Origin of the sequence: Cellulomonas sp. B6, from assembly GCF_001462455.1 — a bacterium.
Classification (GTDB): domain Bacteria; phylum Actinomycetota; class Actinomycetes; order Actinomycetales; family Cellulomonadaceae; genus Cellulomonas.
This window is the reverse complement of record NZ_LNTD01000164.1, coordinates 1-19,820: the sequence shown is the minus strand read 5'-3', so window position 1 is coordinate 19,820 and position 19,820 is coordinate 1. Positions and strand designations below refer to the sequence as shown.

Here is a 19,820-nt window from a genome sequence, read left to right as displayed (position 1 = left end):
CACGATCCTAGGTCGAGCGGCACCGGGCCCCGTGCGTCACAGCAGGTCGGCGGGGTCGACCTGCACGCGCACGGTGCCGCCCTCGCGCCGTGCGCTGCGGATGGCGACCGACGCGGCGACGGCCCGGGCGAGCTCCGCCCCGCGGTCGGGCGGGACGCGCAGCAGCGCCCGGACCTCGGGCTCCAGCGCGGCGCCCTGCTGCGGGTCGGCCGGCAGCGGGACAGGTCCCAGGAGCTCGAGCCCCGCGACGGTCACGCGGGACACGACCGCCGCGACCGCGTCGCGGGTGCCCGTGAGCGCCGCGACCCGCACGGCCGGCGGCAGACGGAGCTCGGCCCGTTCGTCGAGCTCGCGCTGCGCGAGGCCGGCGGGGTCCCAGCGGACCAGCGCCTGCGTCGGCCGGGCGGCCCCGTCGCCGACGAGCAGCACCTGACCGCCGTCGGCGGCCGACCGTACGAGCGCCGCAGCGGCGAGCCACCGCCGTAGCGCGTCCACCTCGGCCCCCAGGTGCTCCCCCGCGCTCGCCACCGCGGCGTCGAGCAGGACGGCCGCCGCGTAGCCCGACGCCACGTGCGGCTCCGCACCGGGGGTCGCGACGACGAGGGCGGGCCTGTCGGGGACCTCGGCCAGCACGCCACCCGCCGCACGTGCCCCCGAGACGCGCACGGTGACGCCCGGGAACGCACGCCCGAGCTCCTCGGCGGTGCGTTCGGAGCCGACCCGCACCGAGCGCAGCGCCTGCGCCCCGCACTCGGCGCACCGCCATCCCGTCGCCAGGCGTCCGCACCAGCCGCACGACGGCGGCCCGTCGCCCGAGGTCAGCCCGAGCGGGCCGTGGCAGGTCGTGCAGCGCGCGGGCGTGCGGCAGCGTCCGCACGCGACGACCGGCACGTAGCCGGCACGCGGCACCTGGACGAGGACGGCGCCGACGGCCAGCGCGTCCCGCATCGTGCGCCAGGTCGGCGCCGGCAGCCGCGCCGCTGCGGCCGGGCCCTCGCGCGCGAGCTCGACGCTCGTGAGGGCGCGCACCCGCGCGGCGCGGGCCCGTGCCGTGGCACGGTCCGCGGCGACCTCGTGCGCCCACCCCGTCGCGACCAGGTGCTGCGCCTCGACCGTGCGCGCGTGCCCGCCGACGAGCAGCGCCGCGCCCTCCAGCTCGGAGCGCAGCGCGAGCACCTCGCGGACGTGCGGGTAGGGCGAGCGCGGCTCGGCGTGCTGCAGGTCGCCGTCGTCCCAGCAGACCGCGAGCCCGAGGTCCGCGACGGGCGCGAACGCCGAGGCGCGGGTCCCGACCACGACGCGCGCGCTCCCCCGCAGCGTCGCGAGGAACGCGCGGTAGCGCGCGGCCGGCCCGTCGTCCGCGACGAGCCGGGCGACCGGCCCGCCCGCGCTGACGTCGTCGAGGCCCACCTCGCGCAGCGCGGCGCACACCCGGTCGACGTCGCGACCGTCGGGCACGACGACCAGCGCGCCGCGCCCGCCGACGACGCACGTGGAGACCGCCTGCGCGACGGCCGCCGCCCACCGGTGGGGCCCCGCACCGGGGAGCGCCGTCCACACGGCACGCGGCGCGCCGCCGGCCAGCACGTGCCGCAGGAAGGCGGGGCCGCCGCGGTAGGGGTCCCACGCGACCGCGGGCGTCGTCCCGGGTGCGGGCGCGGTGCCGGCCGCGCCGCCGGCGGCCTCACCCTCGACACGTGCGTGGCGCGGCGGCACGGCCAGGCGCAGGACGTCGGCGAGCGTGCCCGCCCACCGGTCGGCCACGGCGCGCGCGAGGCGCGCGACGGCGGGCGAGACGACGGCCTCCTGCGACACGACGCGTCGCAGGGGCAGGAGCCGTCCGTCGTGCTCCGCCTGCTCGACGCGTTCCAGGAGCCAGCCGTCGACGTCCTGGCCGGCGAACCGCACCTTGACGCGGACGCCCGGCCGCGCGGCGGCGTCGAGGTTCGCGGGGACCAGGTACTCGAAGGGGCGGTCGAGGTGCGGCGGTGCCAGGTCGACGCAGACCCGAGCGATCGGGAGGTGCTCGGCGGCACCCACGGGGGCCCGGACGCGGGGCCGGCGCGGTGCGGGCACCTCGAGCCCCGCGAGTGCGGGCTGCTCGGGTGCGGGCTCGTTCACGGTGCTCATCCCATCACGCCCCGCCGACGCACCCGTGCGGCTCGGGGACGCGACGCGCAGAGGCGTCCCCGAGCCGGTGGCGTCAGCCGACGGCCGCGATCAGCTCGGCCGTGCGGTCCGTGCGCTCCCACGTGAACTCGGGCAGGTCGCGGCCGAAGTGCCCGTAGGCGGCCGTCTTGCGGTACACGGGGCGCAGCAGCTCCAGGTCGCGCACGATCGCGGCGGGACGCAGGTCGAACACCTGGCGGATCGCGGCGGTGAGCCGCTCGTCGGAGACCTGCGAGGTCCCGAAGGTCTCGACGTACAGGCCGACGGGGTGCGCCTTGCCGATCGCGTAGGCGACCTGCACCTCGCAGCGCCGCGCGAGGCCGGCCGCGACGACGTTCTTCGCCACCCAGCGCAGCGCGTACGCGGCCGAGCGGTCGACCTTCGACGGGTCCTTGCCGGAGAACGCTCCGCCGCCGTGGCGGGCCATGCCGCCGTAGGTGTCGACGATGATCTTGCGGCCCGTGAGCCCGGCGTCGCCCTGCGGCCCGCCGATCACGAACTGCCCCGTCGGGTTGACCAGCAGGCGGTACGAGGACGTGTCGATGTCGACGTCGGCGAGCACGGGCGCGACGACGTGCTCGGCGATCTGCGCGACGAGGTGGTCGTTGAGGACGTCGGGCTCGTGCTGCGTCGAGAGGACCACGGTGTCGAGCGTGACCGGGCGGTCGCCGTCGTAGCCGACGGTCACCTGCGTCTTGCCGTCGGGGCGCAGGCCCGCGACGAGGCCCTCCTTGCGGACGAGCGTGAGGCGCTCCGCGAGACGGTGCGCGAGCCAGATCGGCAGCGGCAGCAGGGACGGGGTCTCGTCGCTCGCGTAGCCGAACATCAGTCCCTGGTCGCCCGCACCCTGCAGGTCGAGCGGGTCGAGGTCGGCACCGTCCTGGCGGGCCTCGAGAGCCTTGTCGACACCCTGGGCGATGTCGGAGGACTGCTGCCCGATCGACACCGAGACGCCGCACGAGTCGCCGTCGAAGCCGATCAGCGAGGACGTGTACCCGATGCTGCGGACGACCTCACGGACGATCTGCGGGATCTCGACGTACGCGCTGGTCGTGACCTCGCCGGCCACGTGCACGAGCCCGGTCGTGACCATCGTCTCCACGGCCACGCGCGCGCCCGGGTCCTGCTCGAGGATCGCGTCGAGGATGGCGTCGGAGATCTGGTCGCAGATCTTGTCGGGGTGCCCCTCGGTCACCGACTCGGACGTGAAGAGGCGCAGCGACGAAGTCATGCCCGCAGCGTAGCGTCGCGCCGCGAGGTCAGACGTGACGTCTCGTCAGCACGGCGTCCCAGACGACGTGTGCCACCTCGTCCTTCGTCCCTGCGGCGGTCGCGACCACGTCGCCGGTGCGGTCGAGGACGGTGACGTCGTTGGTCGTCGTGCCGAAGCCGCGGCCGCCCCCGACGGGGTTCACGACGAGCAGGTCGGCACCCTTGCGGACGGCCTTCGCGCGGGCGTGCTCGAGGACCGAGGCCTCGGCGTCCCCGGTCTCGGCGGCGAAGCCGACCACGGTCTGGCCCGCTCGGGGCGGGTCGGTCACGAGCTCGCGCAGGATGTCCGTGGTCTCCACGAGCGCGAGCACGGGCGCGCCGCCGGTCTTCTTCAGCTTGGCGTCGGCGACGCTCGCGGGCCGGTAGTCGGCCACCGCGGCGGCCATGACGACGACGTCGGCCTCGCCGGCGGCGGCACGCACCGCGGTCCTCAGCTCGTCGCCGGTCTCCACGGGGACGACCGTCACGCCGGGGCCGACGCGTGCGAGGACGTCCTGGGTGACGTTCGCCGCGACGAGCGTCACGCGTGCGCCGCGCTCGGCCGCGGCACGTGCCAGCGCGACGCCCTGCCGACCCGACGACCGGTTCCCGAGGAACCGGACCGGGTCGAGGGGTTCGCGGGTCCCGCCGGCCGACACGACCACGCGCGTGCCCGTGAGGTCCGACGGGCGGGCGGGGGCCACGAGCCGGAGGGCCGCCGCGGCGACGTCCTCGGGTTCCGGGAGACGTCCGGGTCCCGTGTCGGCACCCGTGAGGCGCCCGGACGCGGGGTCGAGGACGTGGACGCCGCGTGCACGGAGGGTGGCGACGTTCGCGACGGTCGCCGGGTGCTCCCACATCTCGGTGTGCATCGCGGGGGCGAGCAGCACGGGGCAGCGCGCGACGAGCAGCGTCGCGGTGAGCAGGTCGTCGGCGCGGCCGGCGGCGGCGCGCGCGAGCAGGTCGGCCGTCGCGGGGGCGACGACCACCAGGTCGGCGGTCTTGCCGATCGCGACGTGCGCGACCTGGTCGACGTCCTCGAAGACGTCGGTCGTCACCGGCTCGCCCGACAGGGCCTCCCAGGTAGCGCGACCGACGAACTCGAGCGACGCGCGCGTCGGGACCACGCGCACGGCGTGACCCTGCTCCCGCAGCAGCCGCAGCAGCAGGACCGCCTTGTAGGCGGCGATCCCGCCCGCGACACCGAGGACGACGCGCATGCGGGAGGTCAGGCCTCCGGCGTCGGCTCGGACGTGAGCAGGCCCTCGTCGATCTCGCGCATCGCGATCGACAGCGGCTTCTCCTGCGGGCGGGTCTCGACGAGCGGCCCGACGTACTCGAGGAGGCCCTCGTTGAGCTGCGCGTAGTACGCGTTGATCTGGCGCGCGCGCTTGGCCGAGAACAGCACGAGCGCGTACTTGGAGTCCGCGCGCTCGAGCAGACGGTCGATGGGCGGGTCGGTGATGCCCGTGGGGGCGGCAACGGTTCCGGACACGGAGGACTCCCGTTTCGTCGGAGGGCTGGTCGGCGTGCGTCCGCCGGCGGGTGCCGGTGACGGCACGGGCGGCGAGAGGCGCAGCGCACCATGCTACCCGGTCGCGGCGGTGGACCCCGGGACGCGGACGTCAGGCGCGACGCTCAGGCCTCGACGCCCATGAGTCGGACGATCTCGTCGGTCGCGCGGTGGACGTCGTCGTTGACGACGACGTGGTCGAACTCCGACTCGGCGGCGAGCTCGACGCGGGCCGAGGCGAGGCGTCGCTCGCGCTCCTCCTCGTCCTCGGTGCCGCGACCCACGAGCCGGCGCACGAGCTCGTCCCACGACGGCGGGGCGAGGAAGACGAACCGGGCGTCGGGCATCGACTCCCGCACCTGGCGCGCACCCTGCAGGTCGATCTCGAGGAGCGCGGGCTCCCCCGCGGCGAGCCGCTCATCGACCGGACCACGGGGTGTGCCGTACCGGTTGCGACCGTGCACGACCGCCCACTCGAGGAGCTCGCCGCGCTCGGCCATCTCGTCGAACCGCTCGGGCGACACGAAGTGGTAGTGCAGACCGTCGACCTCGCCGGGGCGCGGCGCGCGCGTCGTCATCGAGACCGAGAGCCAGACCTGCGGGTACCGGGCGCGGATGTCGGCCGACACCGTGCCCTTGCCCACGGCCGTCGGTCCGGCCAGCACGGTGAGCCGTGCCTGCTGCGTCGTCATGCGTGCCCTGCTCCAGGTCGTGGTCGTGAGGTGCCCGGGCGGTCCGGACACGGCGGCGCCCCGCCCGGGTCCGGGCGGGGCGCCGTGGGTGTCGCCGCGGCGCTCAGCCGAAACGGTCGACGAGGGCCTTCACCTGGTGCGGGCCGAGGCCACGCACGCGGCGGGTCTCCGAGATGCCGATCTCGGACATGATCGCGCGGGCCTTGACCTTCCCCACGCCGGGGAGGGACTCCAGCAGCGCGGCGACCTTGAGCTTGCCGATCGTCTCGTCCTGCTGGCCCTGCTCGATCACCTCGGACAGGGAGCCCTGCGAGTACTTGAGGCGGTTCTTCACCTCGGCACGGGCCTGCCGCGCCGCGGCAGCCTTCTCGAGCGCGGCGGCTCGTTGTTCGGGAGTCAGCGGAGGAAGAGCCACGCGCGTCACCTTCTCGTCACTGGGCCGGAGATCCTCGTCGGAATGCGCGGGATCTGAGGACGAAACTAGCGACGGTCCGACCGCTCGGCAACGCGGGAGCGCCGCGTGTCGCCCTGCGACCTGCGCCGACGCACCGGATCACACCTCGTCGAGGGCGCGGCGGGGGCCGTCGTCACCCGCCGACCGACCCCGCCCGAGCCCCCGGACGTGCGCGACGGTGCAGGTCGCGAGGCGCGGGTCGTCGCCGACCAGCGCGGCCAGGACCTCGGTGAACGCCTTGCGCAGCCCGCGCGCGGTGATGGGCATGCCGACGGCCGCGACGGCACCCGTGCGCGGGTGCACCGAGGGGTGCGCGCGGACCCAGAGCTGCGGCGGCGGGCTGCCCTCGAGCGTGGCGACCAGCGCCGCTCGGACGGGCAGCCACTGCTCGATCGCGTGCCGGGTCGGGTCGGACAGCTCGTGGGGCGCGCCGACGAGGCGCAGGGTCGTCGCGCCCGCCGCGAGGTCGGCGACGCACGCGCGCGCCAGGTCACGCTCGGACGCGCCGGTGTCCGCCAGCACGCGGACGTGCGCACGGAACCGGACCCACACCTCCCACGAGACGCCGTGGGGCCGCCGACCGCCCACCCGGGCGAGCAGCAGGCGCGCGGGTGCGTGGTCGCGCACGACGGGCGGGGTGGCGGGACGGCGCAGCGCGGCCAGCGCCCGGTCGGCGGCGGCCGCGTCGAGCATCGCGTGCTCGACCGCGTGCCGGAGGAGCCCGCGTGCGGCCGTGGCGCGCTGCCGCACGGACGCCGCCGACGGCTCACGGCCCGAGCCCGTCGGGGACGTCGACCACAGGGCGAGCCGGTCGTCCTGGGCGACCTGCCCGAGAGGCTCCTCCCCCAGCTGCGCGACCAGGTCGGTCAGCGCCCAGCGCTGGGCGCGTGCGGTCGACGCCGGGCGCTGCTCGAGCTGGACGAGGTAGCGCGCCGCGGCCTGCCCCACCGTCGTCCGTCCGCGCACGTCCGCACCTTAGCGGCGGGTCCGCGCCTGGTGTGTCCTCGGGGCGGGCCGCCGTGAGGCGGCCTCGGTTCGGCCCCCTGGCGGTGGTTGACCGCTAGGTTCCGTTATCGTCACGCATCGGCACGACGCTGAGCGGTGGTCGCGCGCCCTGGTGCGACGGACGCGCGACCCTGCGTCAGCGCAGCGCCGCGGCCGCCTGGGACGAGGCCTCGAGGGCAGCGGTCATCAGCGCACCGACCTCCGGGCCGGCGGCCAGCACTCCCCTGCTCGAGGACGCGAGCACCTGACGGCGGGCGTCGCCGAACACCGCGGCGAGCTCGGCGGCCCCCGCGCCCTGCGCACCGACGCCCGGTGCCAGCAGCGGGCCCGCGACGGCCGCGAGGTCGACCCCTGCGTCGCGCACGGCGGTACCGACCGTGGCGCCGACCACGAGCCCGATCGACCCGAGCGTCGCCGCACCCGTGTTCAGGGCGGCCGCGCGCGCGGCGACCTGCGCCGCGACGGTGACGCCCTGGGCCGTGCGCGCGTGCTGCACGTCCGGACCCTCGGGGTTCGACGTCAGGCAGAGCACGAACAGGCCTCGCCCGGTCGCCAGCGCGAGGTCCACCGCGGGGTCGAGCGACCCGAAGCCGAGGTACGGCGACACCGTCAGCGCGTCCCCCGCGAGCGGCGAGCCGTCCCGCAGGAACGCGTCCGCGTAGGCCCCCATCGTCGAGCCGATGTCGCCGCGCTTGGCGTCGACCACGACGAGCGTGCCGGTCTCCCGGCCCGCCGCGACGACCTCCTCCAGCACGGCCACGCCCGCGGACCCGTGCCGCTCGAAGAACGCGGCCTGCGGCTTCACCGCGGCGACCCGCCCCGCGACCGCGTCCATGACGCGGTGCGCGAACTCGCGCAGTCCCGTGGCGTCGTCCGGGAGCCCCCACGCGTCGAGCAGCGACGCGTGGGGGTCGATCCCGACGCACAGCGGCCCGTGCGCGTCCATCGCCGCGGCCAGTCGCTCGCCGAACGGCCGCACGGGAGCGTCCGCCGTCACGCCGGCACCGCCGCCGCACGCCGCGCGGCGGCCGCCGCGTCGTGCTCCTGCAGGCTCGTCACCGCGAACGGCCCGCCCTGCCGGGCCTCGATGGCCTGCACGGCTGCACCGAGCTGCTGCACGGTCGTCACGATCGCCTTGTCCGCGGCGGTCGTGGCCGCACGGATCTCGTACCCGTCGGCACGCGCGCCCTGGCCCGACGGCGTGTTGACCACCATGTCGACCTCGCCCGACGTGATGAGGTCGACGATCGTCGGCTCGCCGCCCGGCCCCCGCCCCGCCGAGTGCTTGCGGACCACCGTCGACGGGATGCCGCTGCGGCGCAGCACGGCCGACGTCCCCTCGGTCGCGAGGATCTCGAACCCGAGCTCGACGAGCCGCTTGACGGGGAACACGATCGAGCGCTTGTCCCGGTCCGCGACCGAGATGAACACCCGCCCGGTCGTCGGCAACCCGCCGAACGAGGCCGCCTGCGACTTCGCGAACGCGGTCGGGAAGTCGACGTCGAAGCCCATGACCTCGCCCGTCGAGCGCATCTCCGGCCCGAGCACGGTGTCCACGACCTGGCCGTCCGCGGTGCGGAACCGCTTGAACGGGAGCACGGCCTCCTTGACCGCGATCGGCGCGTCGAGGTCGAGCGTGCTCGCGTCGGCCCGCGGCAGGACGCCCTCGTCGCGCAGCTGCGCGATCGTGCGTCCCGCCATCACGAGCGCCGCGGCCTTGGCGAGCGACACGCCCGTCGCCTTCGACACGAACGGCGCCGTGCGCGACGCGCGCGGGTTCGCCTCGAGGACGTAGAGCACGTCGGACACCAGCGCGAACTGGATGTTCAGCAGCCCGCGGACGCCGACGCCGCGCGCGATCGCCTCGGTCGACGTGCGGATCCGCTCGAGCTCGGCGACCGAGAGGGTCACGGGCGGCAGCACGCACGCCGAGTCGCCCGAGTGGATGCCCGCCTCCTCGATATGCTCCATGACGCCGCCGAGGAACAGCTCGGTGCCGTCGTAGAGCGCGTCGACGTCGATCTCGATCGCGTCGTCGAGGAACCGGTCGATGAGCAGCGGCGGGAGCGACGCACGGTGCCCGCCGACCTGCTCGGCGAGCGCGCGCTCGACGTACTCCGTGAGCTGCGCCTCGTCGTAGACGATCTCCATGCCGCGGCCGCCGAGCACGTACGACGGGCGCACGAGCACCGGGAACCCGATGCGACGCGCGGTCTCGCGCGCGCCCTCGAGCGTCGTCGCGGTGCCGAACGCGGGCGCGGGCAGGCCGGCCGCCTCGAGCACGGCGCCGAACTCGCCGCGGTCCTCCGCGGCGTCGATCGCCTCGGGCGACGTGCCGAGGATCGGCAGGCCCGCGTCGGACAGCCGCTGCGCGAGCGACAGGGGCGTCTGCCCGCCGAGCGTGACGATGAGTCCCGCCACCGGGCCCGCCGCGAGCTCGGCCTCGTAGACCTCGAGCACGTCCTCGAACGTCAGCGGCTCGAAGTACAGCCGGTCGGACGTGTCGTAGTCGGTCGACACGGTCTCGGGGTTGCAGTTGACCATGACGGTCTCGTACTCGCCCTTGAGCGCGAGCGCCGCGTGGACGCACGAGTAGTCGAACTCGATGCCCTGCCCGATGCGGTTCGGCCCTGAGCCGAGGATGAGGATCGCGGGACGTTCGCGCGGCGCGACCTCGGTCTCCTCGTCGTACGACGAGTAGTGGTACGGCGTGCGTGCCGCGAACTCGGCGGCGCACGTGTCGACCGTCTTGTAGACGGGCCGCACACCCAGCGCCCAGCGGGTGCGCCGCACGGCGTCCTCGCTGGTCTGCCGCAGCGACGCGACCTGCGTGTCCGACAGGCCGTGCCGCTTGGCGCGCGCGAGCACGTCGCGCGTGAGCGCGGGCGCGTCGGCGGTCTCCTGCGCGACCTCGTTGATCAGCTGCACCTGGTCGAGGAACCACGGGTCGATGCCCGTGCGCGCGTACACGTCGTCGACGGGGACGCCCGCGCGCAGCACCTGCTGCACGTCGACGAGGCGGTGCTCGGTGGGCCGCGAGATCGTCGCGGCGAGACGCTCGAGCTCCTCCCCCGTGGCCGCCTCGCCGTCCCAGTGGAACGTCGAGCCCTTCTTGTCGATCGAGCGCATGGCCTTGCCGAGCGCCTCGGTGAAGTTGCGGCCCATGGCCATGGCCTCGCCGACCGACTTCATGGTCGTCGTCAGCGTGTCGTCGGCGGCGGGGAACTTCTCGAAGGCGAACCGCGGGACCTTGACGACGACGTAGTCGAGCGTGGGCTCGAACGACGCGGGCGTCGACCCGGTGATGTCGTTGGGGATCTCGTCGAGCGTGTAGCCCACCGCGAGCTTCGCGGCGATCTTCGCGATCGGGAAGCCCGTGGCCTTCGACGCCAGGGCCGACGACCGCGACACGCGCGGGTTCATCTCGATGACGATCACGCGCCCGGTGTCGGGGTGCACCGCGAACTGGATGTTGCAGCCGCCCGTGTCGACGCCGACCTCGCGGATGACCGCGATGCCGATGTCCCGCAGCCGCTGGTACTCGCGGTCCGTCAGCGTCAGCGCGGGCGCGACCGTCACGGAGTCGCCGGTGTGCACGCCGACCGGGTCGACGTTCTCGATCGAGCACACGACCACGACGTTGTCGTGCTTGTCGCGCATGAGCTCGAGCTCGTACTCCTTCCAGCCGAGGATCGACTCCTCCAGGAGCACCTCGGTGGTCGGCGAGTAGTGCAGGCCCTGCCCGACGATGCGCCGCAGGTCGTCCTCGTCGTACGCGATGCCCGAGCCCAGGCCGCCCATCGTGAACGAGGGCCGCACGACCATCGGGTAGCCGAGGTCCTCGGCCGCGCCGAGCGCCTCGTCGATCGTGTGGATGATCGCCGAGCGCGCCGACTCCCCGCCGCAGACCTCGACGACTTGCTTGAACTGCTCGCGGTCCTCGCCCTTCTGGATGGCGGGGATGTTCGCGCCGATCAGCTCGACGTCGTACTGCTCGAGGACGCCGGCCTCGTCGAGCGCGATCGCCGCGTTGAGCGCGGTCTGGCCGCCCAGCGTCGGCAGGATCGCGTCGGGGCGCTCCTTGGCGATGATCGAGGTGAGCACCTCGGTCGTGATCGGCTCGACGTACGTGGCGTCGGCGAACTCCGGGTCGGTCATGATCGTGGCCGGGTTGGAGTTCACGAGGACGACCCGCAGGCCCTCCTCCTTGAGCACGCGGCACGCCTGGGTGCCGGAGTAGTCGAACTCGCAGGCCTGGCCGATGACGATCGGGCCGGAGCCGATGACGAGGACGGACTTCAGGTCGTCGCGGCGGGGCATCAGGCGGCGCCCTTCTGGTTCGTCGCGTCGCCGCCGGTCGTGCCGGCGCCGTCGCGGTGGGAGGTCATGAGGTCGAGGAAGCGGTCGAACAGGTAGGCCGCGTCGTGCGGGCCGGCCGCCGCCTCGGGGTGGTACTGCACCGAGAACGCCGGCAGGTCGAGCGCCTCGAGGCCCTCGACGACGTCGTCGTTGAGGTCGACGTGCGACACGCGGACGCGGCCGTAGCGGCCGCCGTCGAACGGGGCGACGGTCTCGGCGTCGAGCGGCGCGTCGACCGCGAAGCCGTGGTTGTGGGCCGTGATCTCGACCTTGCCGGTCGTGCGGTCCATGACCGGCTGGTTCACGCCGCGGTGCCCGTACTGCAGCTTGTAGGTGCCGAAGCCCAGGGCGCGGCCGAACAGCTGGTTGCCGTAGCAGATGCCGAAGAACGGGATCCGGCGGTCGAGCACGCCGCGCAGCACGTCGATCTCGTGGCGCGCCGCGGCCGGGTCGCCCGGGCCGTTGGAGAAGAACACGCCGTCGGGCTGCACCGCGAGGACGTCCGCGATCGTCGACGTCGCGGGCAGCACGTGCACCTCGACGCCGCGTTCGGCCATGCGCTGCGGCGTCATGGCCTTGATGCCCAGGTCGACCGCCGCGACGCGTGCGCGCGGCTCGTCGAGCGGCACACCGTCGGGGCCGAGGGCCGGCACGACGTACGCGGCGTCGACGCTCACCTCGCCGGCCAGGTCGGCGCCCGTCATCGCGGGCGCCGTCAGCACCTCGTCGACCAGCTCGTCGACCGGGCGCCGCTCACCCTCGGGACGCACGAGCGCGTCGCCCGAGAAGATGCCGGCGCGCATGACGCCCCGCTCGCGCAGGTGCCGCGTGAGGGCGCGGGTGTCCACGTCGCTGATGCCGACGACGCCCTGCGCCGCGAGCTCCTCGTCCAGCGAGCGGCGCGAGCGCCAGCTCGACGGACGGCGCGCGGGGTCCCGCACGACGTAGCCGGCGACCCAGATGCGCCGCGACTCGGGGTCCTCGTCGTTGACGCCCGTGTTGCCGATGTGCGGCGCGGTCATGACGACGACCTGCCGGTGGTACGACGGGTCGGTCAGGGTCTCCTGGTAACCCGTCATGCCGGTGTTGAAGACGATCTCGCCGAGCGTCCTCCCGGTCGCGCCGTAGGCGCGTCCGGTGAACGTGCGGCCGTCCTCGAGGACGAGGATCGCGTCGCTCATGCCTGCTCCTCTCGCGCCGGGGGCGCGGCGTCGGTGTCGGTGGGGGCCGCGACGAGCGCGCGGGCGGCGTCGAGCAGCGTGCCGCGCTCGGCGTCGTGGCGCACGTGCAGCGCGGTGTCGAGGGCGGTTCCGGTGGCGGGGTCGGGCACCCAGGTGAGGACCACGAGGCCGTCGCGGCCGACGAACTTGCCGGCCTGGCCGCTCGCGGTACCCACGGCGGTCAGCGCGGCGGCGGGCACCCACACGTCGCGTGCACCCGTGCGGGTCACGGCGACGCCGTCGGCGTGCACGCGCACGCGGGCCGGGCTGCGGACGCCCAGGTCGTGCGCCACGACCCGGTCGAGCCAGTCGCCCGCCCGCGTCGAGGACACGTACACGGCCTCGATCGCGTCGGTGACGGGCGCGCCGGGCGCGTCCGGGAGCACCGGCAGCGACGGCACCAGCGCGGCGGTGCGACGCGCGCGCGAGCGCCAGCCGTGCCACATGCCCCACAGCCCGAGCACCGCGAGCGCGGCCAGCAGCGTGACGGAGAGCCAGACGGGCATCAGGCGGGCACCCCCGGCTCGACGAGCGCGCCGTCGAGCACGGTCGCGCGGCCGCGCAGGAACGTGGCGACCACGCGCCCGGGCAGCTCGGTGCCGGCGAACGGCGAGTTGACGCTCGCGGTGGCCTGCTGCTCGGGGACGACGACGCGCCGGGCGGTGGGGTCGACGAGCGTGAGGTTGGCGGGCTCCCCCACGGCGATCGGGCGGCCCTGGCCGTCGAGGCGTCCGATCCGCGCGGGCGCGGCGGACATCACGCGGGCGACGTCGGCCCAGGTGAACCGGCCGGTGTCGACCATGACCTGCTGGACCACGGAGAGCGCGGTCTCGAGGCCGGTCATGCCGAACGCGGCGGCCGCCCACTCGCAGTCCTTGTCCTCGCGGGCGTGGGGCGCGTGGTCGGTGCCGACGGTGTCGATCGTGCCGTCGGCGAGGCCCGCGCGGACGGCCTCGACGTCCTGCGCCGTGCGCAGCGGCGGGTTGACCTTGTAGCGCGGGTCGTAGCCGCGCACTAGCTCGTCGGTGAGGACGAGGTGGTGGGGCGTGACCTCGGCGGTGACGTCGATGCCGCGGGCCTTGGCCCAGCGGACGATCTCGACGGACCCGGCGGTGGACAGGTGCAGCACGTGCAGCCGCGAGCCGACGTGCTCGGCGAGCAGGACGTCGCGCGCGACGATCGCCTCCTCGGCGACCGCGGGCCAGCCGGTGAGCCCGAGCTCGGCGGAGACGACGCCCTCGTGCATCTGGGCGTCCGCGGTGAGGCGCGGCTCCTGGGCGTGCTGCGCGACGACGCCGTCGAAGGCCTTGACGTACTCGAGCGCGCGGCGCATGACGACGGGGTCGTGGACGCACTTGCCGTCGTCGGAGAACACGCGGACGCGCGCGGCGGAGCGGGCCATGGCCTGGAGCTCGGCGAGCCGCTCGCCCTCGAGGCCGACCGTGACGGCGCCGACGGGGTGGACGTCGGCGTAGCCGGCGTCGCGGCCCAGGCGCCAGACCTGCTCGACGACGCCGGCGGTGTCCTGCGTGGGGGTCGTGTTGGCCATGGCGTGCACGGCGGTGAAGCCGCCGAGCGCGGCGGCGCGCGTGCCGGACGCGACGGTCTCGGCGTCCTCGCGGCCGGGCTCGCGCAGGTGGGTGTGCAGGTCGACGAGGCCGGGCAGCAGCACGAGCCCGTCGGCGTCGACCACGCGGGCGTCGCGCGCGGCGTCGTGCGTGCGGGCGTCCGCGCCGAGCGCGGCGACGACGCCGTCGGCGAGCAGCACGTCGGTCGGGTCGCCGCCCAGCGGGCGGGCGCCGGTGAGCAGGGTGGCGGTCACGCGGGCACCTTCGTCTCGTCGGTCGTGCGGGTCGTGCGCGTGCCGTCGCCGGCGAGCAGCAGGTAGAGGACGGCCATGCGGACCGCGACCCCGTTGGCGACCTGCTCGACGATGACGGCGCGCGGCGAGTCGGCCGCGTCGGCGCTGATCTCGAGGCCGCGGTTCATGGGGCCGGGGTGCAGCACGACCGCGTGGTCGGGCAGGGTCGCCAGGCGGCGGGCGTCGAGGCCGTAGCCGCGCGTGTACTCCAGCGGGCTGGGGAAGAACCCGCCGCCCGCGCTGGACATCCGCTCGCGCTGCACGCGGAGCATCATCACCGCGTCGGGCCGCGTCGCGAGCGCGTCGTCCAGGTCGTAGGACACCGTGGCGGGCCACGTGTGCACGCCCACGGGCAGCAGCGTGGGCGGGGCGACGAGCGTGACACGCGCGCCGAGCGTGCGCAGCAGCTGCACGTTGGACCGTGCGACGCGGCTGTGCAGCACGTCGCCGACGATCGCGACGTGCAGGCCCGCGAGGTCGCGGCCGGTGGTGTCGGTGGTCCCGCGGTCGCCGACGAGGTGCCGGCGCAGCGTGTAGGCGTCGAGCAGCGCCTGCGTGGGGTGCTGGTGCATGCCGTCACCCGCGTTGACGACCGCGCCGCTGGTCCACCCGGCGTGCGCGAGCGTGTGCGGCGCGCCGGAGGCCTGGTGGCGGATCACGACGGCGTCGGCGCCCATGGCCTGCAGCGTGAGGGCCGTGTCCTTGAGGGACTCGCCCTTGGAGACGCTCGAGCCCTTGGCGGAGAAGTTGATGACGTCGGCCGACAGGCGCTTGGCGGCGGTCTCGAAGGAGATGCGCGTGCGCGTCGAGTCCTCGAAGAAGAGGTTGACGACGGTGCGCCCGCGCAGCGTCGGGAGCTTCTTGATCTCGCGTGCCTGGGTCGCGGCCATCTGCGCGGCCGTGTCGAGCACGTGGACGGCCTGCGCGGGGCTGAGGTCGGCGGCGGACAGCAGGTGCCTCATCGCGCACCCCCCTCGATGACGACGCGGTCCTCGCCGTCGGTCTCGGCCAGCAGGACCCGCACGCGCTCCGCGGTGGCGGTGGGCAGGTTCTTGCCGACGTAGTCGGCGCGGATCGGCAGCTCGCGGTGCCCGCGGTCGACGAGCACGGCGAGCTGCACGGCGCGCGGCCGTCCGAGGTCGCTGATGGCGTCGAGCGCGGCGCGGATCGTGCGCCCCGAGTACAGGACGTCGTCCACGAGCACGACGACCTTGCCGTCGACGCCGTCGCCCGGCACGTACGTCTCGCCGATGGTGCGCGTGGGGTGGTGCGCGAGGTCGTCGCGGTGCATCGTCACGTCGAGGCTGCCGACGAGGTCGCGCTCGGCGACGCCCTCGACCTGCGCGAGGCGCTGCGCGAGGCGCCGGGCGAGCGGCAGGCCGCGCGTGGGGATGCCGAGCAGGACGACGTCGGCGACGCCCTTGTTCCGCTCGACGACCTCGTGCGCGATGCGCGTCAGTGCGCGTCCCACGTCGTCGGCCCCGAGGACCGTCGTGCCGGTGCCCCCGGCGGGGGCGCCCCCGGATGCGGGCGCAGGTGTGCCAGTGCTCATGCGTGCGACTCCTTCCCCGCCTCACGGGACGGGCTTAAAGGGAGGTTGCTCGGGACGACACGTTACCGCTGCGCCGCGCGTGCCGACGGACGTGTCCACGTGACGCGCGGCACGGCGCGGGCGACGCCGCGTCCGTGATGGGCGCCGACGCGGCGTCCGCGCTGACGTCCCCCGTCACCCGGATGCCTCTCATGGGCCCCACGACGTGGGCCGATACTGGTCACATGCTCGGCGACGTCCCCCTGTGGGCCACCGTCCTGCAGTTCCTGACCGCCGGGCTCGTCGGCGGCTTCTGCGTGCTGCAGTGGGTCTGGTGGCGCGGAGCGCTGCGCTCCGAGGCCTCGACGTGGTCCCTCGCGCTGTCGGTGACGATGGGTGCGCTGCTGCTCGTCGGTGGCCTGCACGGGGTGTCCGAGAGCCCGGCCGCGCGGGAGCTCCTCGCCTTTGGGCACGCCCAGCTGCTCGGCGCGCTGCTGCTGGTGGCGCTGCCCGCCGCGCACGTGTTCGGCGGCCGCGGCCCGCGGCTGCGCCCCTGGGTGGTCGCCGTCGGCGCGGTGCTCGTGGCGCGCGCGCTGCTCTGGTTCCTGCCGGCCGACCGCGTGCCCGGCCTCTCGGGCGGGCGTGCCGGGGCGGTCGCGCTGCTGTTCGTGGCGCTCGCCGTCGTGGTCGGCTACGTCGTGGCCGCGCTCGGCCGGGCCCACCTGACGCGCCTCGGCTGGATGGTCGTCACGGCGGGCAGCACGTCCTCGGCGATGCTCGTCGCCGGGGTCCTGCTGCCCGGTCGCCCGGTCGGGGCGCTGCTGGCGTCGCTGTGGCCGCTGCCGCTCGCGCTCGGCCTGGAGTCGCTCGCGTTCGTACGCGTGCGCCGCGCGCAACGCACCGCGCAGCGGCGTGAGCTCATGCGCGACGCGCTCGCCGCCGTCACCAACAGCGCGTGGTTCCACCGCGACGCCGACGCGCTGCTGCTGCAGGCCCGTGACGCCGCCCGCCGCGTGCTCGACGACCCGAGCGTCGAGGCGTCGCTGCGTCCGCTGCAGCGCGACCGCTTCGTGGCCGACCTGTTCCCCGACGCGCCCGAGCGGCTCGCGGCGCACGACCGCACGTTCCTCGTCGACCTGGCCCTCGTCGTCTCGACCGCGGCCGAGCGGTACGCGCTCGGCGACAGGCTCGAGCGTGCCGCCGTGACGGACCCGCTGACGCGCCTGCCGAACCGGCGCGCGGCCGACACGCACCTCGTCGAGGTGCTCGAGCGCGCCGCGGTCGAGCGCACGCGCGTGGCGGTCGTCTACTGCGACATCGACGGGTTCAAGGACGTCAACGACCGCGCGGGCCACGCGGCGGGCGACGAGCTGCTGCGCCGCACGGCCGACCTGCTGCGCGGGTGGGTCGACGACGACACGTACGTCGCGCGGCTCGCGGGCGACGAGTTCGCGGTCGTCGTGTCCCGCGCACCCGACGACGACGCCCTCGGCGGGCTCGCGCACCGGCTGCGGACGGAGTTCGCGGCGCACGTCGGCACGTCGAACGGGCCGCGGCTGACGTGCGGCGTGGCCGCGTGGGACCCCACCGACGTCGTCGACGCCGACGCGCTGCTGCGGCACGCCGACGCCGCGATGCTCGAGGCCAAGCGCACGTCCAGCGGGCACCGCGTCTTCGACCCGACCATGCGGGCGCGCGCCGACGACCGCCGCCGCGTCCGCACCGCGCTCGAGCGCGCCGTCGCCGAGGACCGCATCACGGCGTACTTCCAGCCGATCGTCGACACCCGCACGCTCGAGGTCGTGGGCCTCGAGGCGCTCGCCCGCTGGCAGGAGGGCGACGCGGTCGTGCTGCCCGAGCACTGGATCGAGATCGCCGAGGAGACGGGTCTCATCGTGCCCATCGGGCGCTCCATGGCCCGGCAGTCCCGCCGCGCGCTGGACCGGCACCAGATGCCCGTGGCGGTCAACCTCTCGGCACGCGAGCTGCACGAGCCCGACGTGCTCGAGCGCCTCGACGAGGCGTGGGCGGGCGGCCCCTGGGAGCACCTGACGGTCGAGATCACCGAGAGCACGATGCTGCGCACGACGACGGCCGTCCCGGTGCTGTCCGAGCTGCGCGCGCGGGGCGCCCGCATCGCGCTCGACGACTTCGGCACCGGGTACAGCTCGCTCGCCCGCCTGGCCCGGCTGCCCGTGGACGTGCTCAAGATCGACCGCTCGTTCGTGCGCGAGCTGCGCACGCCGCGCGGCGTGGGGGCGGTGCGCGCCATCGTGGCGCTCGCCGAGCACCACGGCCTGGACGTGGTCGCCGAGGGCGTGGAGTCGGCCGGCGACCTGCAGGTGCTGGTCGAGCTCGGGGTGCCACGCGCGCAGGGCAACTTCGTGGGGCGCCCCGCGGCGGGTCTGCCGGTCCGCGGTGCGCGGCCCCAGCCGCGCTCGACCGAGCCGCTGCGCACGACGGGCGAGCAGCGGCGCGTCGAGGCGCGCGGCGCACGCACCGTGCCCCGCCCGCTGCGGGTCGTCCACGGCGGTGACGACGCGACGCCCGAGCACCTGTGAGGGTGCCCGGGCGTCGGGGGCCGTGCGGTGCGGTCGGTGCCGCGGTCAGGCCAGCAGCGTCGGCTTGAGCACGACGATGCGGCCCAGCAGGCCGTTGACGAACGCCGGCGACTCGTCGGTCGACAGCTCGCGGGCGAGCGAGACGGCCTCGTCGACGGCGACCGCGTCGGGCACGTCGTCGTTCCAGAGCACCTCCCACGTGCCGAGGCGCAGCAGCGCCCGGTCGACCGCCGGCATGCGCTCGACGGTCCAGCCGTGCGCGTGCGTCGCGAGCAGCTCGTCGATGCGCTCGGCGTGCTCGAGCACGCCCTCGACGAGGTCCACCGAGTACTGCGGGAGCGACGCCTCGGTGCCCGGCTCGACGACGCGCTGCGCGAGCAGGTCCGCGACGGGCACGCCGCGCTGCTCGGCCTCGAACAGCACGTCGAGCGCGCGCTTGCGCGCCTTGGTCCGGGCGCCCACGTCAGTCGTTCACGCGGCCGAGGTACGACCCGTCACGCGTGTCGACCTTGACCTTGGTGTTCGACTCGAGGAACAGCGGCACCTGGATCTCGTAGCCGGTCTCGAGCGTCGCGGGCTTGGTGCCGGCCGACGAGCGGTCCCCCTGCAGGCCCGGCTCGGTGTAGGTCACCTCGAGCACGACCGACGGCGGCAGCTCGACGTAGAGCGGCACCCCGTCGTTCGTCGCGACGAGCGCGGTCTGCGACTCGAGCATGAAGTTCGCGGCGTCGCCGACCGTCGCGGCCGGGACGTTGATCTGGTCGTAGGTGTCCGTGTCCATGAACACGAAGTCCTCGCCGTCCTTGTACAGGTACTGCATGTCGCGCTTGTCGACGTTCGCCGTCTCGACCTTGACGCCCGCGTTGAACGTCTTGTCGACGACCTTGCCGGACAGGACGTTCTTGAGCTTGGTGCGCACGAACGCGCCGCCCTTGCCGGGCTTGACGTGCTGGAACTCGACGACGGTCCAGAGCTGGCCGTCGATGCGCAGCACGATGCCGTTCTTGAGGTCGTTGGTGGTCGCCACGAGCGTCGTTCTCCCGATCGGTGGTGGTGCGCGCCGTGCGGCGCGTGCGGGCGGCGGGCGCCGGTGCTCCGGCAGGCCCGACCCGGCGCTGCCGCCGACCGGTGCGGTCGTCCGGCCCCAGGCCGTCGTCCATCCTAGCGCCCGCGCCCTCGCGCACCCGCACGGCTCGCTCCGACG

17 protein-coding genes are annotated in these 19,820 nt (G+C 75.1%); 1 reads left to right on the top strand and 16 read right to left on the bottom strand.

What is annotated here, in order from left to right:
- Positions 1–36: 36 nt before the first annotated feature.
- The 14 genes from ATM99_RS14355 to pyrR all read right to left on the bottom strand — a co-directional run bounded on the left by ATM99_RS14355 (position 37) and on the right by pyrR (position 16,076).
- On the bottom strand, positions 37–2,130 hold the full coding sequence (locus ATM99_RS14355; RefSeq protein WP_062103553.1) for a primosomal protein N': 2,094 nt from the start codon (positions 2,128–2,130) through the stop codon (positions 37–39).
- A gap of 73 nt (positions 2,131–2,203) precedes the next feature.
- Complete coding sequence (metK, locus tag ATM99_RS14350) at positions 2,204–3,400, bottom strand: methionine adenosyltransferase (RefSeq protein ID WP_062103552.1); 1,197 nt, start codon at positions 3,398–3,400, stop codon at positions 2,204–2,206.
- Between the two features lie 28 nt (positions 3,401–3,428).
- Positions 3,429–4,640, bottom strand: coding sequence for a bifunctional phosphopantothenoylcysteine decarboxylase/phosphopantothenate--cysteine ligase CoaBC (coaBC, locus tag ATM99_RS14345; protein WP_062103551.1), 1,212 nt, complete (start codon positions 4,638–4,640; stop codon positions 3,429–3,431).
- Between the two features lie 8 nt (positions 4,641–4,648).
- Entirely contained in the window at positions 4,649–4,915 is a 267-nt protein-coding gene (gene rpoZ / locus ATM99_RS14340) for a DNA-directed RNA polymerase subunit omega (protein ID WP_046528381.1), read from the bottom strand.
- Positions 4,916–5,058: 143 nt separating this feature from the next.
- Entirely contained in the window at positions 5,059–5,625 is a 567-nt protein-coding gene (gene gmk / locus ATM99_RS14335; RefSeq protein WP_062103550.1) for a guanylate kinase, read from the bottom strand.
- A 103-nt stretch (positions 5,626–5,728) separates the two neighbouring features.
- Entirely contained in the window at positions 5,729–6,040 is a 312-nt protein-coding gene (gene mihF, locus ATM99_RS14330) for an integration host factor, actinobacterial type (RefSeq protein WP_013117080.1), read from the bottom strand.
- A 138-nt stretch (positions 6,041–6,178) separates the two neighbouring features.
- Positions 6,179–7,045, bottom strand: coding sequence for a hypothetical protein (locus tag ATM99_RS14325; protein WP_062103549.1), 867 nt, complete (start codon positions 7,043–7,045; stop codon positions 6,179–6,181).
- Between the two features lie 175 nt (positions 7,046–7,220).
- Positions 7,221–8,081: an orotidine-5'-phosphate decarboxylase gene (gene pyrF, locus ATM99_RS14320; protein ID WP_062103548.1), complete on the bottom strand. Its 861-nt coding sequence runs from the start codon at positions 8,079–8,081 to the stop codon at positions 7,221–7,223.
- A complete protein-coding gene (carB, locus tag ATM99_RS14315) occupies positions 8,078–11,404 on the bottom strand; it encodes a carbamoyl-phosphate synthase large subunit (protein WP_062103547.1) in 3,327 nt (1,108 codons plus the stop codon). The genes pyrF and carB overlap by 4 nt, the downstream gene beginning before the upstream one ends.
- Entirely contained in the window at positions 11,404–12,624 is a 1,221-nt protein-coding gene (gene carA, locus ATM99_RS14310) for a glutamine-hydrolyzing carbamoyl-phosphate synthase small subunit (RefSeq protein WP_062103546.1), read from the bottom strand. Before carA ends, carB begins: the two co-directional genes overlap by 1 nt.
- Complete coding sequence (locus ATM99_RS14305) at positions 12,621–13,169, bottom strand: hypothetical protein (RefSeq protein WP_062103545.1); 549 nt, start codon at positions 13,167–13,169, stop codon at positions 12,621–12,623. The genes carA and ATM99_RS14305 overlap by 4 nt, the downstream gene beginning before the upstream one ends.
- Positions 13,169–14,485 carry a dihydroorotase gene (locus ATM99_RS14300; RefSeq protein ID WP_062103544.1) on the bottom strand — a complete coding sequence of 439 codons (1,317 nt, stop codon included), beginning with the start codon at positions 14,483–14,485 and terminating at the stop codon, positions 13,169–13,171. Before ATM99_RS14300 ends, ATM99_RS14305 begins: the two co-directional genes overlap by 1 nt.
- The gene (locus ATM99_RS14295; protein ID WP_062103543.1) at positions 14,482–15,486 is read right to left on the bottom strand and encodes an aspartate carbamoyltransferase catalytic subunit; all 1,005 of its coding nucleotides are present in this window, start codon (positions 15,484–15,486) and stop codon (positions 14,482–14,484) included. The genes ATM99_RS14300 and ATM99_RS14295 overlap by 4 nt, the downstream gene beginning before the upstream one ends.
- On the bottom strand, positions 15,483–16,076 hold the full coding sequence (pyrR, locus tag ATM99_RS14290; protein WP_062103542.1) for a bifunctional pyr operon transcriptional regulator/uracil phosphoribosyltransferase PyrR: 594 nt from the start codon (positions 16,074–16,076) through the stop codon (positions 15,483–15,485). Before pyrR ends, ATM99_RS14295 begins: the two co-directional genes overlap by 4 nt.
- A 224-nt stretch (positions 16,077–16,300) precedes the next feature.
- Here pyrR and ATM99_RS14285 point away from each other — a divergent pair, with 224 nt between their 5' ends.
- Entirely contained in the window at positions 16,301–18,616 is a 2,316-nt protein-coding gene (locus ATM99_RS14285; protein ID WP_223305115.1) for a bifunctional diguanylate cyclase/phosphodiesterase, read from the top strand.
- A gap of 45 nt (positions 18,617–18,661) precedes the next feature.
- Here ATM99_RS14285 and nusB read toward each other — a convergent pair whose 3' ends face one another.
- Entirely contained in the window at positions 18,662–19,078 is a 417-nt protein-coding gene (gene nusB, locus ATM99_RS14280; RefSeq protein ID WP_062103541.1) for a transcription antitermination factor NusB, read from the bottom strand.
- Position 19,079: 1 nt separating this feature from the next.
- Positions 19,080–19,643: an elongation factor P gene (gene efp, locus ATM99_RS14275; protein WP_062103540.1), complete on the bottom strand. Its 564-nt coding sequence runs from the start codon at positions 19,641–19,643 to the stop codon at positions 19,080–19,082.
- Between the last annotated feature and the right edge of the window lie 177 nt (positions 19,644–19,820).